Source organism: Halorussus salilacus, from assembly GCF_024138125.1.
Taxonomy (GTDB): domain Archaea; phylum Halobacteriota; class Halobacteria; order Halobacteriales; family Haladaptataceae; genus Halorussus; species Halorussus salilacus.
Genome location: NZ_CP099993.1, coordinates 598,797 through 614,594, shown reverse-complemented (window position 1 = coordinate 614,594; position 15,798 = coordinate 598,797). Strand labels below are relative to the sequence as shown.

17 protein-coding genes are annotated in these 15,798 nt (G+C 67.8%); 10 read left to right on the top strand and 7 right to left on the bottom strand.

Annotation, left to right across the window (positions count from 1 at the left end):
- The first annotated feature begins 194 nt into the window (after positions 1 to 194).
- On the top strand, positions 195 to 1,265 hold the full coding sequence (gene pdhA / locus NGM10_RS03175; RefSeq protein ID WP_253481734.1) for a pyruvate dehydrogenase (acetyl-transferring) E1 component subunit alpha: 1,071 nt from the start codon (positions 195 to 197) through the stop codon (positions 1,263 to 1,265).
- A gap of 147 nt (positions 1,266 to 1,412) precedes the next feature.
- Complete coding sequence (locus NGM10_RS03170; protein WP_253481732.1) at positions 1,413 to 2,279, top strand: cytochrome c oxidase subunit 3; 867 nt, start codon at positions 1,413 to 1,415, stop codon at positions 2,277 to 2,279.
- A gap of 76 nt (positions 2,280 to 2,355) precedes the next feature.
- Here the strand turns inward: NGM10_RS03170 and NGM10_RS03165 are convergent, their stop codons facing one another.
- Positions 2,356 to 3,246 carry an ABC transporter substrate-binding protein gene (locus tag NGM10_RS03165; protein ID WP_253481731.1) on the bottom strand — a complete coding sequence of 297 codons (891 nt, stop codon included), beginning with the start codon at positions 3,244 to 3,246 and terminating at the stop codon, positions 2,356 to 2,358.
- 212 nt (positions 3,247 to 3,458) lie between these two features.
- Between NGM10_RS03165 and NGM10_RS03160 the strand changes: the two genes are divergently transcribed.
- Positions 3,459 to 4,121, top strand: a complete 663-nt coding sequence (locus tag NGM10_RS03160) for an HAD family hydrolase (RefSeq protein ID WP_253481729.1) — start codon at positions 3,459 to 3,461, stop codon at positions 4,119 to 4,121.
- A 39-nt stretch (positions 4,122 to 4,160) separates the two neighbouring features.
- Here NGM10_RS03160 and NGM10_RS03155 read toward each other — a convergent pair whose 3' ends face one another.
- A complete protein-coding gene (locus NGM10_RS03155) occupies positions 4,161 to 4,436 on the bottom strand; it encodes a hypothetical protein (protein WP_253481727.1) in 276 nt (91 codons plus the stop codon).
- Between the two features lie 175 nt (positions 4,437 to 4,611).
- Entirely contained in the window at positions 4,612 to 5,331 is a 720-nt protein-coding gene (gene coxB / locus NGM10_RS03150) for a cytochrome c oxidase subunit II (RefSeq protein WP_253481725.1), read from the bottom strand.
- A 228-nt stretch (positions 5,332 to 5,559) separates the two neighbouring features.
- Here coxB and cyoE point away from each other — a divergent pair, with 228 nt between their 5' ends.
- From cyoE to NGM10_RS03130, 4 genes are read left to right on the top strand one after another with little or no spacing between them, the layout of a single operon-like run.
- Complete coding sequence (gene cyoE, locus NGM10_RS03145) at positions 5,560 to 6,909, top strand: heme o synthase (RefSeq protein WP_253483742.1); 1,350 nt, start codon at positions 5,560 to 5,562, stop codon at positions 6,907 to 6,909.
- Position 6,910: 1 nt separating this feature from the next.
- Complete coding sequence (locus NGM10_RS03140) at positions 6,911 to 7,576, top strand: DUF7546 family protein (protein WP_253481723.1); 666 nt, start codon at positions 6,911 to 6,913, stop codon at positions 7,574 to 7,576.
- 10 nt (positions 7,577 to 7,586) lie between these two features.
- Positions 7,587 to 7,826 (top strand): SHOCT domain-containing protein, encoded by a 240-nt coding sequence (locus NGM10_RS03135; RefSeq protein ID WP_253481722.1) that lies wholly within the window; start codon positions 7,587 to 7,589, stop codon positions 7,824 to 7,826.
- Positions 7,827 to 7,883: 57 nt separating this feature from the next.
- Positions 7,884 to 9,038, top strand: a complete 1,155-nt coding sequence (locus tag NGM10_RS03130; protein ID WP_253481721.1) for a DNA cytosine methyltransferase — start codon at positions 7,884 to 7,886, stop codon at positions 9,036 to 9,038.
- 3 nt (positions 9,039 to 9,041) lie between these two features.
- Here the strand turns inward: NGM10_RS03130 and NGM10_RS03125 are convergent, their stop codons facing one another.
- On the bottom strand, positions 9,042 to 9,710 hold the full coding sequence (locus NGM10_RS03125; protein WP_253481719.1) for an HNH endonuclease: 669 nt from the start codon (positions 9,708 to 9,710) through the stop codon (positions 9,042 to 9,044).
- Between the two features lie 109 nt (positions 9,711 to 9,819).
- Between NGM10_RS03125 and NGM10_RS03120 the strand changes: the two genes are divergently transcribed.
- The 3 genes from NGM10_RS03120 to NGM10_RS03110 all read left to right on the top strand — a co-directional run bounded on the left by NGM10_RS03120 (position 9,820) and on the right by NGM10_RS03110 (position 11,937).
- Positions 9,820 to 10,113: a hypothetical protein gene (locus NGM10_RS03120; RefSeq protein WP_253481717.1), complete on the top strand. Its 294-nt coding sequence runs from the start codon at positions 9,820 to 9,822 to the stop codon at positions 10,111 to 10,113.
- A gap of 73 nt (positions 10,114 to 10,186) precedes the next feature.
- A complete protein-coding gene (locus NGM10_RS03115; protein ID WP_253481715.1) occupies positions 10,187 to 11,179 on the top strand; it encodes an ABC transporter ATP-binding protein in 993 nt (330 codons plus the stop codon).
- A complete protein-coding gene (locus NGM10_RS03110) occupies positions 11,176 to 11,937 on the top strand; it encodes an ABC transporter permease (RefSeq protein ID WP_253481713.1) in 762 nt (253 codons plus the stop codon). The genes NGM10_RS03115 and NGM10_RS03110 overlap by 4 nt, the downstream gene beginning before the upstream one ends.
- Positions 11,938 to 11,958: 21 nt before the next feature.
- On the opposite strand, the gene NGM10_RS03105 is transcribed toward NGM10_RS03110, so the two are convergent.
- The 3 genes from NGM10_RS03105 to acs all read right to left on the bottom strand — a co-directional run bounded on the left by NGM10_RS03105 (position 11,959) and on the right by acs (position 15,644).
- Entirely contained in the window at positions 11,959 to 12,576 is a 618-nt protein-coding gene (locus tag NGM10_RS03105) for a DUF420 domain-containing protein (RefSeq protein ID WP_253481712.1), read from the bottom strand.
- Positions 12,577 to 12,600: 24 nt separating this feature from the next.
- On the bottom strand, positions 12,601 to 13,407 hold the full coding sequence (locus NGM10_RS03100; protein WP_253481710.1) for a hypothetical protein: 807 nt from the start codon (positions 13,405 to 13,407) through the stop codon (positions 12,601 to 12,603).
- A 242-nt stretch (positions 13,408 to 13,649) separates the two neighbouring features.
- Positions 13,650 to 15,644, bottom strand: coding sequence for an acetate--CoA ligase (gene acs, locus NGM10_RS03095; RefSeq protein ID WP_253481707.1), 1,995 nt, complete (start codon positions 15,642 to 15,644; stop codon positions 13,650 to 13,652).
- Between the last annotated feature and the right edge of the window lie 154 nt (positions 15,645 to 15,798).

The following is a 15,798-nucleotide window of genomic DNA, read 5'->3' as shown; positions in this document are numbered from 1 at the left end:
TCGCCCGACGCCTAAGCTTTTCGAATCGAAAGGTCCGACGATTCTTCACCTGCGAGCGGGTTCGCCGCCTCGTAAACGGACGATTTCGAACCCCATTTTTAAACTCGGTTCCGTATCTTTGGCATTTCGGCGGCTCAGCGACCCTTTATTACGATGGGAACCCTCATATCGGTTGACAGTCGGTGATCGACGATATGGCAATACAGGCACCTGACGTGAACCGGGTCCTCGCCCCGGACGGCACCGTCGACGAGCGAGCGGACCCCGACCTCTCGGCGTCGGCGGTCGTGGACCTCTACCGCCTGCAGGTCTTCGCGCGGACGTTCGACGAGAAGGCAGTCACGCTCCACCGGCAGGGTCGCATCGGGACCTACGCCCCCCTTCAGGGTCAGGAGGCTGCGCAGGTGGGCGCGGCGTACGCGCTCGCGGAGGACGACTACTGCTTTCCGACCTATCGGGACCACGCGATGTACCTCGCGCGCGGTCTGCCCCTCGAAGACGTGCTGGTCTACCTGCTCGGCGAGGGCAACTACGTCGACCGGCAGGACCCGGAGGGCCTCCGGACCTTCCCGCCGACCATCCCCATCGCCACCCAGCTCCCCCACGCGGTCGGGACGGGCATGGCGGCCGACTACAGGGGCGACGACTGCGCGACGCTCGTCAGCTTCGGCGACGGCGCGACCAGCGAGGGCGACTTCCACGAGGGCATGAACTTCGCGGGGGTGTTCGACGCCCCGACGGTGTTCTTCTGCCAGAACAACCAGTGGGCCATCTCGGTGCCGCGCGAGCGCCAGACCGCGAGCGCGACCATCGCCCAGAAGGCCCGCGCTTACGGCTTCGAGGGCGTCCGGGTCGACGGCAACGACGTGCTGGCGGTGTACGCCGCGGTCAGCGACGCCCTCGACGCCGCGAGGGCGGGCGAGGGGCCGCGGCTCATCGAGGCGGTCACCTACCGGCAGGGCGCACACACCACCACTGACGACCCCTCGAAGTACCGCGACGACGAGGAGGTCGCCGAGTGGGTCGAGCGCGACCCCGTCGAGCGCACCCGCGAGTACCTCGAAGACGCCCACGGGTGGACCGACGACGACGAGCGCGAACTCCGGGAGTGGGCCGACGAGCGGGTCGCCGAGGCGGTCGCGACCGCCGAAGACGCGACCGGCCTCGGTGTCGAGGACATCTTCGAGCAGGTGTACGCCGAGACCCCCCGGAAGCTCCGCCGCCAGCGCGAGCAGGTGGTCGACGACCCCGAAGTCGACCGGTAATGGCCCCGACCGCGGGCGACTCGTCGCGAGTCGCCCGCGGCCCGGGACGGGTCGGCGGCGGTAACGGGTCGATAACTCCGACCGGAACTGGCCGGGCGGCCGACGCGTTCAGGTGGCTTTTTACTATTCGGGTCGCAATCGTCTCGTATGACAGTAGCGGACGATTCAGCAGAAGAGCACGGCCACAGCCATCACCTCCCGGCCGTCGAGGACTGGCCGCGAGGGTTCGGCGAGGCGAGCTGGTGGCCCTTCATCACCGCCCTCGGCGGGGCGGGCATCTACGTCGGGGCGGCCCTGTTCGTCCTCGCGCGAGGCGAGCAACCCATCCTCGACAGCCTGTACGGCTCCGCGGTGTTCGTCGGGTCGGTCGGGGTGTTCCTCGTCGGCCTGTACGGGTGGGTCTACCACGCCTTCGTCAAGGCCTTCTGGACGGGCGGCGGGCACGGCGACGGGAGCGCGCTACGCTGGGGGATGATACTGTTCCTCGGGTCCGAAATCGCGACATTCGGGGCCGGGTTCGCGTACTACTTCTTCATCCGCGTGGGTACGTGGCCGCCCTCGGGGCCCGAGTTGCCCCACCTGTTGTCGTCGCTGGTGCTCATCAACACCGCCATCCTGGTGGTGTCGAGCCTCACGCTCCACTGGGGCCACGTCGAACTCCGGAAGGGCAACCGCAAGAACTTCCTGATCGGCATGGGGGCGACCCTCCTGCTCGGGGTCATCTTCATCGGCGGTCAGGTCCTCGAGTACTACGAGTTCATCGTCAACGAGGGCTTCACGCTCACCTCGGGCATCTACGCCAGCGCGTTCTTCGGCCTCACCGGCCTCCACGGCCTCCACGTCTCGATGGGCGCGGTGCTCATCGGTATCGTGTTCATCCGCGCGCTCTACGGGCAGTACACCGCCGACCGCCACGTCTCGGTCTCGACCGTCTCGATGTACTGGCACTTCGTGGACGCGGTGTGGATCTTCCTCGTGGTCGTGATGTACGCTGGCGCAGAGATTACCCTCTGAACGACCCTGTTTCTGTTCTCGTTCGGGCGTCACGTCCACCGAGACGACGCCGCCGGTCCCGTCGCTCGACTCGCGCTCACTCGCGCCAGTCCGTGGGGAGGTACTGTCCGAAGTTCGGCTCCTCGGCGGCACCGAGCGGCCGGAACGCCCGGCCGCCGTTCACCCGGAAGTCCCGGATTCGAGACCGGGCGGGACCGGTGAGATACCCGGCGAACCCGAGCGCGAGCGGGAAGGCCACCTCGTGTCGCGCGGGATTGACCGGTATGATGGCGTAGTCGTTGCGCAGTAGCTCCGGCGGGTCGTCGATGCCCCGCTCGACGTGGGCCACCAGCGAATCGTCGTCGACCGTGAGATACGTCCCGCGGTCGGTCAGCGTGTACGCGTCCGTCCGTCCGGCCGCGACCAGCGTGTCGCCCATTCCCTGCCCCGACTCGCGGTACCACGACCCCGAGGGGTCGATTCCCGCCTCGTCCCAGAGTCGCCGTTCGCGGACGTGTGTCCCGGACCGATCACCCCGCGAGAGGAAGGTCGCCTCCGCGTCGGCGATAGCTTCGAAGGCCGCCACGGGGTCGTCCCCTGCCGCATTCGCGGGGTCGTCGGCTGGTCCCACCAGCAGGAAGTCGTTGACCATGACCGACCGCCGGTTGACGCCGTATCCGGCCCGGAGGAACTCGTCCTCCAGCGGCCGGGCGTGGACGAGGACCGCATCGCAGTCACCGTCGCGCGCGGTCCGGAGTGCTCCCCCGGTCCCGCGCACGACCGTCCGTACCGTCGCACCGAACTCCCGCTCGAACCCCGGAACGACTGCGTCGAGGAGACCGCTGTCGTGGGTGGTCGTCGCGGTCGCGAGCGTCAGGTCACGGTCGGCCGTTCGAGATTGCTCGGACGGACCGGAGTCGCTGATGCAGCCGGTGAGCGACAGCACGCCACCGAGGCCGAGCGCCTGCACGTACCGTCGACGGTCCATGGCAGAAATAACTACTCTCGGTTACAAAATAGCTTTGGCATAACTGAAATTGGTTACTCGGGTTCGGGGCGGGCGTACCGACTTGGGCCCCGAAGGTCGCTGGCCCGAACCCGGACCCGGACCGCGAGCGACGCTCGCGGTCCGGGTCGGGGGCCGGATCGGGGTCGGGGTCCGGGTGAAACACTTATCAGGCCCACTACCCCATATCCGGTATGCACTACGACGCCGTCGTGTTCGACAACGACGGTGTCCTCGTCGGCAGAACGAGTTACGACGTACTCGAAGACGCCATCGTGGACACCTTCGCGCAGTTCGACGTCACCGACCCCGACCCCGCCCACGTCGAGGGGATGACTATCGGTGCGACCCCCGAGTCGGTCGCCGAGGTCTGCCGGGAATACGGCCTCGACCCCGGGACGTTCTTCGCCGCGCGCGACCGGACGCTCTCGCGCGCCCAGCAGGTCGAGGTCCGCACGGGCCGCAAGGACCTCTACGACGACATCGACGAACTCCACGACCTCGGCGTGCCGATGGGCATCGTGAGCTCGAACCAGCAGGCGACGGTCGACTTCGTCCTCGACCACTTCGGCGTCTCGGACCTGTTCGGCTCGGCCTACGGCCGCGAACCCACCGTCGAGAGCCTCCGGCGGCGCAAACCCAACTCCTACTACATCGATCAGGCCGTCTCCGAACTCGACGCCGACGCCGACTCGGTGCTGTTCGTCGGCGACAACGAGTCCGACGTGCGTGCCGCCGAGAACGCGGGCGTCGACTCGGCGTTCATCCGGCGGCCCCATCGGCGCGACTGGGAGCTCAACGTCTGGCCGACGTGGGAGATAGAGGGGCTGAGCGACCTCCACGACCTCTGCGTCTGAGCCGACGACCGTCGGCTACGCCGCTCGGAGCGCCGCCAGCTACTCGCCCCGAAGCGCCGCCGCGATGGATTCGAGTTCGGCCTTCCGGAAGGGGCGCTCGGTTCCGTTCGGGTCCTCGTCCAGTCCCTCCACCCTCCGGCGGATACCGGCGCGCATCCGGGATTTGGAGGGGCGGCCGTTCGTGTCGATCTCGCAGTTCACCGCGTCGCAGATCGCCGCGAGGGCTTCCTTCGTGAATGCGGTCGATTCGACGCGTTCGTATCTCCCGACGGCCTGCCGGATTTCGTTTCGGAGGTCGTCGACGGTCCGGGACATACGTACGGTACCGCGCGGGCCGGTTCTGTACGTTTCGGTCGCGCGTCGAGCGAGGCCGCCCGCGAGCGGCCTCGCTCGACGCGCGACAGTTGCGGCGACGGAAGGACCTCGGCGTGACGACGACGCGCGGGGCTATCGAACGGTCGAGAACGGAGAGAAAGCGAAGCCGCGAGAGTCAGTCCGAACCGTTCCGCTGGTCGTCGAGCCACTCGTCGTACTCCTCTTGGGAGACGACCTCGACTTCACCGAGCATCTCGGAGTGACCGACGCCACAGTACTCCGCACAGTAGAGCGTGTAGTTGTCTTCGTCGGTCGGGTGAGTCACGATGGTGTTGGTCTGTCCGGGCATCGCGTCCTGCTTCAGCCCCATCTCGGGGACGTGAAGCGCGTGTATCCAGTCCTCGGACGTGACGTGCAACCGCACGTCGGTGTCGTTCGGGATGACGAGGGTGCCCTGGTTCGAGACGTTCTCGCCCTCGTAGTTGAACTCCCAGAGGTACTTGACGCCCACGACCTCGACGTCGACCACGTCCTCGTTCTGGGTGTCGAACTCGGTCTGGGAGGTCGAGACGTACTCGTTTGCCATCACGCCGTAGGAGGCGTACCCGACGACCAGCAGGACGATGGCGGTCGCGATGGTCCACGAGATTTCGAGGCGGCGGTTCTCCTTGGTGGGCTTGGGCTCGTCGTTGTTGCGGTACTTCCACACGGTGTAGATGAGGATGCCCTCGACCAGCACCGTGATGGGAATCGCCATGTACAGGAGCTGGTTGTTGAGCGACCGAATCAGCTCCTCGGTGGTGGAGTCGTACCCCTGGGCGAGGACCGGGTCGGCGAACAGGGCGAGCGCCCCGAGGCCCAGAAGCGTTGCGAGCGCTGTCCGCTTGGAACTCATACTGCTTCGAACTTTGGACGAGACCCATAAATAGTTGCTGACTTCCCCTCCGACCGCTTCCGTTTTTCCGCGAACACGTTCGGACCCCCGCAGTTGGCCACCGTCACGCAGGGTCGGTCCCGGACCGGTTGGACTAAATACGGAGAGTCGTAACCTTTCGGGTAAGAGATTCGCGTGACCGAACACGGTTCCTCCCGGCGGTTCGTCTCGCTGCTCGCAGCGACCGCGATGGGCGTCTACCTGCTGGTGGTCGCGGGCGCGACCACCGCGCTGACCGACGCCGCGACCGCGTGTCCGACTTGGCCCGCGTGTCACGGCGAGTGGGTCGTCCCCCTCGACGACCCACAGCTCGCGGTCGCGTGGGGCCACCGCGTCGCCGCGCTCGTCGTCGGCCTGCTCCTCGTGGGGACGACCGTCCTCGGCCTGCGACGCGCAGACGCCTCTCGCCGAGTCAAGGCCGCGGTCGGTATCTCGGCCGCGCTCTACCCGGTGCAGGTCGGCCTCGGCGCGTTCGCGGCGACCACCGCGACCCCCGCGCTCCTGTCGGCGGTCCACCTCGTCGTCGGGATGGCCATCTTCTCGGGCGTCGTCCTCGCGCTGGCGTGGACGCTCGAACCCGATTCCCACGACGAACCCCGCGGCGTCGAGGACCCCGACGAGCTCCCGCCCGCGGGTCCGCGCCCCGCGGTCGAGACGCCCGACGACCCGTTCGCCCGCGCCAAGCAGACCGCGAGCGCCTACTTCCGGCTGATGAAACCCCGGCTGATGTGGTTGCTCTGTCTGGTCGCCTCGGCGGGGATGGCGCTGGCGGCGGGACCAGCCCTGCGGGTCGAGACCGTCCTCGCCACGCTCGCAGGCGGCGTCCTCTCCATCGGCGCGTCGGGCACCTTCAACCATGTGTTCGAGCGCGACGTGGACCGCAAGATGTCGCGCACGGCCGACCGCCCCGCCGCAACCGAGCGGATTCCGGTCCGGAACGCCGTCGCGTTCGGCCTCCTGCTGGCGGTCCTCTCGCTCGCGGCCTTCCTCTCGGTGAACGTGCTGGCGGCGGCGCTCGGGCTGTTCGCCATCCTCTTTTACAGCGTGGTGTACACCCTCCTGCTCAAGCCAAACACCGTCCAGAACACGGTCATCGGCGGCTTCGCCGGGGCGCTTCCCGCGCTCATCGGGTGGGCCGCCGTGACCGGCGAGATCGGACTCCCGGCGCTCGTGCTCGCGGGCGTCATCTTCCTGTGGACTCCCGCGCACTTCTACAACCTCGCGCTTGCGTACAAGGACGACTACGCCCGCGGGGGCTTCCCGATGATGCCCGTCGTGCGCGGCGAGGCGGTCACGCGCAAGCACATCCTGCTGTACCTCGGCGCGACCCTGCTCGCGGCGGGCGCGCTCTTGACGGTCACGACGCTGGGGTGGCTCTACGCGCTCACGAGCGTCGCGTTCGGGACCATCTTCCTCTGGACCGTCGTTCGTCTCCACCGCGAGCGAACCGAGGAGGCGGCGTTCCGGTCGTTCCACGCCTCGAACGCGTATCTGGGCGCGCTGTTGATCGCAGTGGTCGCCGACGCGCTGGTGTTCTGAGATGACCCGGACAATCGGTCTCGACCTCGACCGGATTCGCCCGGGCCGAGACACCCTGCTGTGGGCGGGCCTGCTCGTCAACACAGAGATAATCCTGACAGTCGTCTACCTCCTCGCCGCCGACGTGACCATCGAGGAGTGGCGCTTCCTGGTCTATCCGTTCGTCTGGCTGAACGTCGCGATATGGGCGCTGGTCCGGACCGACCCGACGCCTCGGTCGTCGCGGGACCGCTACCTCGGAGCGGGAATCGCGGTCGGGTACTTCCTCGCGCTGGCGTACGCGGGCGGCCTCGTCGCGCCGCCGGGTCACGCCGCGATGGGGTGGCGACTCGCGTGGCTACCGCCGGGATGGGGTCCCGCGCTGATGTTCACCGGCGAGAGCTTCAAGCTCACGCTGATGCCGTACAATCTCGTGGGCTACGCGGCGCTGGCCTACCTCGTCTACGCGACCGTGCTCGACGCGGCGGGGTCGGCCATCTCGGGCGCGCTCGGTCTGCTCTCGTGCGTGAGCTGTACGTGGCCGGTCTTTGCGGGACTCCTCACGAGCGTCGCGGGCGCGGGGTCGGCGATTGCCACCGTAGCCAACGAGTGGTCCTACGCCATCTCGACCGTCGTCTTCGTGCTCACGGTCGGCCTGCTGTCCTGGCGGCCGACCTTCGGCAGGTAGCTGCGACGAGATGCGCCGCCATCGGATCGAACTCGACTTCGACGCGACGAGGGAAGTCGAGCGCGCGGTCGAGTACGCGACCTGCCGGCGCAAGCGGGAGACGCCCGACGTCGGCCCCGGTGCGTCGGCGGCCGAGCGCGAACCCCAGACCGTCGCGGAGCGACTCGGACGCCTCGGTGACGCTCACTCGCGGGGCCTCCTCGACACCGAGGAGTTCGAGCGCCGCAAGGACGAACTGATGGACGGGTGAAGAACGGCCGCGCCATCCAAAGGTATAATAGACGAATCCAACAATGAAGCCATAGATATGGCGGAGCCGCCGTACAAGGTCGTCGATATCTTCAGCGGCGCGGGTGGGTTCTCGCTCGGGTTCGAGATGCCCGAGCGCTTGAACGGCCTCGCCGATCTGGGATACGAGGAGATCGGCTTCGACGAGCGCGCGTTCGAGACCATCGCGGCGATAGAGCAGGACGACAACACGGCCGAGACCTTCCGCCGGAACTTCGACGCCGAGGTGATCGAGGGAGACGTCCGAGACGTAGACTCGTTCGAATCGTGGGACGACGCCGACGTCGTGGTCGGTGGACCGCCCTGTCAGGGCTTCTCGAATCTCAACAAGACCCAGACGGCGGAACTCGACGACGAGCGCAATTCGCTCTGGCGACACTTCCTCCGAGCCGTCGAGGATATCGACCCGGACGTCTTCCTCATCGAGAACGTTCCGCGGTTCCTCAAGTCTCAGGAGGGCGTCAGGACGGTGGAGATTGCGGAGGAGATGGGATACACGACGGTCGTCGACACGCTGTGGGCGCACAAGTACGGGGTCCCCCAGAAGCGAAAGCGCGCGTTCGTCCTCGGAAGCAAGCTCGGCGTTCCGTTCCTCCCCGAGGAGACGGACGGTCCGATAAGAACCGTCGCGGACGCCATCGGAGACTTGCCGAACGAACCGACCGAGGAGAACTGGCATGTGAGTCGAAAGCAGGTGACCGAGTTGAGCAAGAAGCGCTTCGAGGAGGTACCGCCCGGCGGGAACCGATACGACCTCCCCAAGGAGCTGATGCCCGAGTGCTGGAAGAACAAGACGCAGGGCGGAACCGACCTGTTCGGTCGCCTGTGGTGGGACCGACCGTCGGTGACGATTCGGACGGAGTTCTACAAGCCCGAGAAGGGCAGGTATCTCCATCCCGAAGCGAACCGTTCGATCACCATCCGCGAGGGGGCGCGACTCCAGACGTTCCCCGACGACTTCGAGTTCTACGGCGCACGAACCCGGGTCGCGCCTCAGATAGGTAACGCGGTGCCGCCCAAACTCTCGTATCACCTCGGACAGGCGATGAAATCGCATCTGGAAGGCGAGACCAGTAGCGTGAACCCCGAAGCCGAGACCGACCACGAGATATTCGAGAAGTCGTTCCGAGTCGGGAGCGAGAAGCAGTCCCAGTTGCAGGCGTTCGGGACGTAGTCCTCACTCGCGGCGTATCTCTCCACCTCGCCGCCTGTTGGCGACGTCGTCGGCGGCGCTCTTCCCGTGGTGACACTCGTTGCAGAGGGTACGCAGGTTCTCCGGGTCGTTGACGGCCTCCGGGTCGTCGTAGTCGACGAACGATTCGATGTGGTCTACCTCCATGTACTTCACGTCGGGATGGTCGACGCCGCGACCGCAGATTCGGCACGTCTCTTCGCGCTGTAACTGCTCGTAGCGCGTCTGTGCGGAGATGCGGCGTTTCTCGTCCACGTCTCGAATCTCGACCACGAAGTAGTCGTTCTGTCCCAACTCCGCTCGCGTCCGGGTGCTGTCGATCACGAACCCCTCCTCGTTGCGGAGTTCCCGGACGCGACGGGCGTACTGGCTGATACCGCTGATGCGCGCGAGCGTCTCGGACCTGACCGGGCCGCCGACCTTGTCCTTCAGATACTCCCGTATTCGCCCTTTTCCGCTCGTTTCGTCGAAAATCGAGGCGTAAATCTCGGTCTTGTGGTCTTCGAAGTTCTCGACAGCGAGCATGTAGTCGCGGAGTTCCTCCTCCCAGTTCTCTCGGGACACCGCTTCCGGGTCGACCGCTTCCAGTTCCTCGGCGATTCGATTCGCCCGGCGGAGCGTCTCCTCGTACGTCTCCGCGAAGTCGTCCGACATCGGTCGCACGATAACGTGGAGGTCATATGCGATTTTGTTGTGTATCCGGCTATTTTGTTACAAGAATACGTAACAAACTGTGATTAGAGTTACTTCGTTACGCAGTCGTATGGAAATCACTCGAATCGGACAGACGCTATCGAGCGAGACTCGAATCAAAATCGTTCGACTCCTCGCGGATAGCCCGGATTCCGCCGTCGGAGCCTTCGAGCGGTACGAACGGCAACACGAGGAGGGAAAACACCGTGAAACCATCTACAGGGAACTGGAGAATCTGGTAGACGCCCAACTCGTCTCCAAGGAGTACAACGACGAGCGAGGGCGGATAGAGTACGTTCTGAGATACGAACGGTTGTCGGTCGATCTGGTCGACGGAATCGTCACGCCAGTAGATGGAGGCTAAACGACGGGTGGATCGACGGCTTCTGGCTCCACCGAATCGATTGCCTTACCTGCGAACCGCCCAACTCCCGCACATGGCAGACGCACTCGTCGCCGACGGGGTCCGCAAGGAGTACGGCGACACCGCGGCGCTCGACGGCGTCTCGCTCTCGGTGGGCGAGGGCGAGGTGTTCGCGCTCATCGGCCCGAACGGCGCGGGAAAGACCACGCTGGTCCGGGCGCTGACCGGGACGACGACGCCCGACGCCGGGTCGGTGTCGGTGTTCGGCGACCGCCCGCAGACGGTCGAGCGCTCCAGACTCGGCCTGCTCCCCCAGTCGTTCGACCCGCCCGAGCGGCTGACCGCCCGCGAACTCGTCGCCTACTACGCGGGGCTGTACGACGAGAGTCGCGACCCCGACGCGGTCCTCGCGGAGGTCGGCCTCGATGCCGACGGAACGTGGTACGAGAACCTCTCGGGCGGTCAGAAGCGCCGGGCCTGCGTCGGCACGGCGCTGGTCAACGACCCAGACGTGCTCTTTCTCGACGAGCCGACGACCGGCATCGACCCCGGCGGGCGACGCGCACTCTGGGCGCTCATCGAGGACCTCGCGGCGGCGGGCACCACCGTCTTCCTGACGACCCACTACATGGCGGAGGCCGAGCGCCTCGCCGACCGCGTGGGCCTGCTCGCGGCGGGGCGACTCGTCGCGGTCGGGTCGCCAGCCGACCTCGTGGCCGAGCACGGCGGCGCGAGTCGAATCGTCGTGGACGTGACCGGGGACGCGAGCGCGTCGGTCGCGGCCGCGACCGACGCGCTCGCGGGGACCGGGTTCGACGCCGAGGCGACCGGCCGGGGACTCGTCGTCCCGGGGGTCGGTCCCGAGGACATCGGCGACATCGTCGCGGCGCTCGACGGAGGGGGCGTCGCGTACGACGCGCTGGCGTGGAAACAGCCCGACCTCGAAGACGCCTTCCTCGAACTGACCGGCCGGTCGGTCGCCTCCGGCGGCCCGACCGGCCTCGGCGGCGTGGAGACAGAAGCAGAACCTAGCGCGGAGGCCGTCCGCGCGGAGGGCGACCGATGACCGCGGTCGGTCGGGTCGGCGCGGAGGCGACCGCGGCGTGGCACTCGTTCGTCCGGCGACGGACCGCGGTCTTCTTCACGTTCTTCTTCCCGGTCATCCTCGTGCTCATCTTCGCGGTGCTGGTCCAGACCAACCCGGGCGGCGGGGGGCTGTTCGCCGAACCCCCGGCGTACTACCTGCCGGGCTACCTCGCGGTGGTCGTGCTGTTCACGCCGCTGTCGCGGGTCGGGAGCGAGGTCGCGCGCCACCGCGAGGGCAACCGCTTCGAGAAGCTGGCGACCACGCCCCTCTCGCGGGTCGAGTGGTTGCTCGCCCACACGCTGGTCAACGTCGCCATCATCGGCATCGCAAGCCTCATCGTCCTCGGACTGATGGCGCTGGTGACCGGGACCGCCGACCTCATCCTCGACCCCGCGAGCCTCGCGCTCGTCGCGGCGTTCGTCGCGCTCGGGGTCGCGGTGTTCTGCGGCCTCGGCGCGGTGCTGGGGGCCACCGCCGACTCCCAGGACGGCGTCATCGCCATGAGCAACACCATCGCGCTCCCCCTGCTCTTCCTCTCGGACACCTTCGTCACGCCCGACCTGCTCCCGGCGTGGTTCCGACCCGCGATGGGGCTCTCGCCGCTTTCCTACTTCGCTCGCGGGGTCCGGGAGCTGACCTACTCCGGCGGGGCGTTCGGCGCGGAGATGGGCGTGCTGGCCGTCCTCGCGCTCGCCTTCTTCGCGGCGGGGGCCTACGCGATTCCGCGGACCGATTGAGAGCGCTGATCCGGTCGTCGCTTACCGACGCACCGCGAGGACCGGCAGTAGCGCCGCCATGTACTCGTCGACGCCGTAGATGTGGTTGAGCATGAGGTAGGTCACGATGCCGAGCGCGAGGCTGAGCGCCCACGCGCCCGCGGCCCACCGACCGACCCGGGCGTGGGCGGTGTCCCGGAGTTCGGTCGGGGTGTGGGTCAGGCCGAGCACGACCGCGTAGAGGACGACCGGGACCGCGACCACCGAGAGCACGATGTGGATAGCGAGCATCGCGAGGTAGGCGTAGTAGACCGGGCCGGTGACCGCGATGGACTTCTCGCCGCCCCCGCCGACCTTCACGAGGTAGAGCACGAGGAACACGAGGATGAGCGCGAACGCGGTCAGCATCGCGGCCCGGTGCTTGCGAACTTCTCCCCGGCGTATCCAGCGCCACCCCAGCAGGAGCGCGGTCAGCGCGATTGTGTTGACGCCCGCGATGGCGTGGCTCAGCAGGTCAACCGTCTCGCGGCCGAGGTCCGGATAGATCGGGAGCAGGCCCGCGAAGGTCCCGAGGACGAGGACGTAGCCGAGGACCGAGAGTATCGCGGTCGCGGCCCGCGGGTTGTCCCTGACTCGGCGCTTCGCGTTCGTGGTTGCCATGTCCGGAAGTTTGGGACCACCGGCCTAAGTGCGTTCCCTTCCGGCGCTGGCGTCGGTCGCTTCCGTTCTGCCCGACTCGCCGAACCGGCGTCGGAGGTCGCGCCGGACCCGGTCGGGGCCGCCCCCGACCGCCTCGCGGCCGAGGTACCACGCGCCCTGATTGAACGCGACCCCCGACACACCGGCGTCGGCACAGGCGTCGGCGACGTGGTTCGCCAGCACCACCTCGTCGGCCCCGTCGAGCGACGGCCAGAGGGCTTCTACCACCGGCCGCACCCACCGCCCCACCGACTGGAGCAGGTGTCGGTCCTGTCGGCGCACGCCGCCCTCGACGCCGACGAGCCAGACCGCGTCGCGGAGGAAGGCCCGCGCGCCGTCCGGTCCGAGACCGGCGAGCGAGTCGAGTTCGTCGTCGGGAACCGTCAGCCGACCGCACGCGTCGACCTCGCGTTCGACCCACCTGAACGGGTTCCCCTCGCGCTCTACGAGTCGCGCGAGCCCCGTGACGGCGTCCCGGAGCCGCTCGTCGGCGAGAGGGACGTTCGCCCGCTCGCACTCGGCCGCGAAGTCGCGCCACAGGTCCTCGGGGTCGAGGCCCCCCGTCCCGAGGGCCCGTTCGAGGGCCCCAGCGGCCCGGCCGGGGTCGGACCTCGGGGACCCGCCGGGCCCGCCGACCACGTACTGCCGGACGAGGACCGCCAACGCCGTCGGTGCGTCGGCGTCGAGCAGGTCGCCGCGATGTAGGCCGAACTCGGCGAGCGCGGCGTCGAAGACCCGCAACCGGTACTCGTCGGCGTATCCGGAAACGTCCGCGAGGTCGGAGTCGGTCATGCTGACGACTAGTTAGATAACATTCATAAAAAGTAACGCCCGATTACCGGGGTCTCGGCGGTTGGAGTCGCCCGCCGTGCGCGGAGCGCACGGCGGGCGACGGAGGGGATGGTCGGTCACGCGCACGGCGGGCGACGGAAGAGATGGCCGGTCACGCGAGCCGCGAGCGAGCGGTCGTCGGCCGGGCAACTGCAGCGCTCGGGCGACCGGACCGCGGTCCGGTCGCCCGAGGGTCGAGTCGGTCAGTCGCCGCCGACCTTCCCCTGGATGTCTTCGACCACGTCGGGGTTGCGCAGGGTCGAGGTGTCGCCGAGGTCCTCGCCGTTGGCGATGTCCTCCAGCAGGCGGCGCATGATCTTGCCCGAGCGGGTCTTGGGGAGTTCGAGCGTGAACACGACCTGCTCGGGCCGGGCGATGGGGCCGATGGCGTCCTCGACGCCCGCGACGATGCGCTCGCGCATCGCCTCGTCGCCCTCGTAGCCGTCCTCGGTGATGACGTAGGCGTAGACCGCCTCGCCCTTCACCTCGTGGTCGCCGCCGACGACCGCGGCCTCGGCGACCCCCTCGACGCCGACGATTGCGCTCTCTATCTCCATCGTGCCGAGGCGGTGGCCCGAGACGTTGATGACGTCGTCGACGCGACCCAGCACCGTGATGTAGCCGTCGTCGTCCACCTTCGCGCCGTCCTCGGGGAAGTAGACCCAGTCGTCGGGGTCGTCGGAGTCGGTGTCGGAGTACTCCGCCCAGTACTCGTCGATGTAGCGCTCGTCGTTCCTGTAGAGGGTGCGCAACATCCCGGGCCACGGCTTGTTCACGGTGAGGTAGCCCGCGCGTCCGGCCTCGACCTCCTCGCCGGTCGTGTCCACGACGCGGGCGTCGACGCCCGGCAGGGGCGGTCCCGCGCTCCCGGGCTTCATCGTCTTGACGCCCGGCAGGGTCGTGACCATCATGCCGCCGGTCTCGGTCTGCCACCAGGTGTCGACCACGGGGCAGGACTCGTCGCCGATGTGCTTGTAGTACCACTTCCACGCCCGGGGGTTGATGGGTTCGCCCACGGTCCCGAGCAGTCGGAGGCTGGAGAGGTCGTGGCGGTCGGGGTACTCGGTGCCCCACTTCATGAACGCCCGGATGGCTGTCGGCGCGGTGTAGAGCTGGGTCGCCTCGTACTCCTCGATGATCTCCCAGAGGCGGTCGCGCTCGGGGTGGTCGGGCGTCCCCTCGTACATCATCGTGGTGGTCCCGAGCGCGAGGGGCCCGTAGACGATGTAGGAGTGGCCGGTAATCCAGCCGATGTCGGCCGAGCAGAAGTAGGTGTCCTCGGGCTTTACGTCCAGCACGGCGCGGGAGGTCCAGGCCGACCACGCCAGATACCCGCCGGTGGTGTGCTTGACGCCCTTCGGTTGGCCCGTGGTGCCGGAGGTGTACATCAGAAACAGCATGTCCTCGGCGTCCCGGGAGACCGGCTCGACCGTCGCGCCCTCGTGTTCGGCCACGAGGTCGGCGTACGCGCGCTGATTGTCGGCGAGGTCGTGACCGTGGCCGTCGCCCTCGCGCAGACGCTCGACCACGACCGCGGCCTCCACGTCGTGGTCGACGCCCGCCAGCCCCTCGTTGGCCTTCGAGAGGTGGTCGAGGCCGTCGCCCCGGCGGTAGTAGCCGTCGCAGGTCACCAGATACTCCGAATCCGCGGCGTTCATCCGGGTCGCGAGCGCGTCGGCCGAGAACCCGGCGAACACCACCGAGTGGGGCGCGCCGATGCGAGCGCACGCGAGCATCGCGATGGGAAGCTCCGGGATCATCGGCATGTACAGCGTCACCACGTCGTCCTCCTCGACGCCCAACTCCGTCAGCGCGGCCGCGAACTCGTTGACCTCGCGGTGGAGGTCCTCGTAGGTGTAGGTCCGGTTTTCCTCCTCGACGGGTTCGCCGACCCACTCGATGGCGGCCTCGTCGCCGCGTTCGTCGAGGTGGCGGTCGAGACAGTTCGCCGACGCGTTGAGCGACCCGCCCGTGAACCACTCGTAGAACGGCGGGTTCGAGTCGTCGAGGACGGTGTCGTACCCCTCCTCCCAGTCGAGCAGGTCGGCCGCCCGCTCCCAGCACTCCGGCCACTCCTCCTCGAACTCCTCGTAGATGGACTCCTCGGAGACGTTCGCCTGCTCGACGAACTCCTCGGGCGGCTCGAACGCTTCCTGCTCTTCGAGCCGGGCCTCGAGTTCTACGGTATCGTCAGTCATAGGTTCGTCTTACTACTCTCTCAGGAGCCAAATAAAGGTTGCCGAGAGCTAGCACATCGAAAGAACCGAAAGCTTCGGGGTACCGGCAATCCGCGGGAGACCGCCGACCGACCCTCGCCGTCGAATCGACCGACGCCCGCCGCTCAGTTCAGCG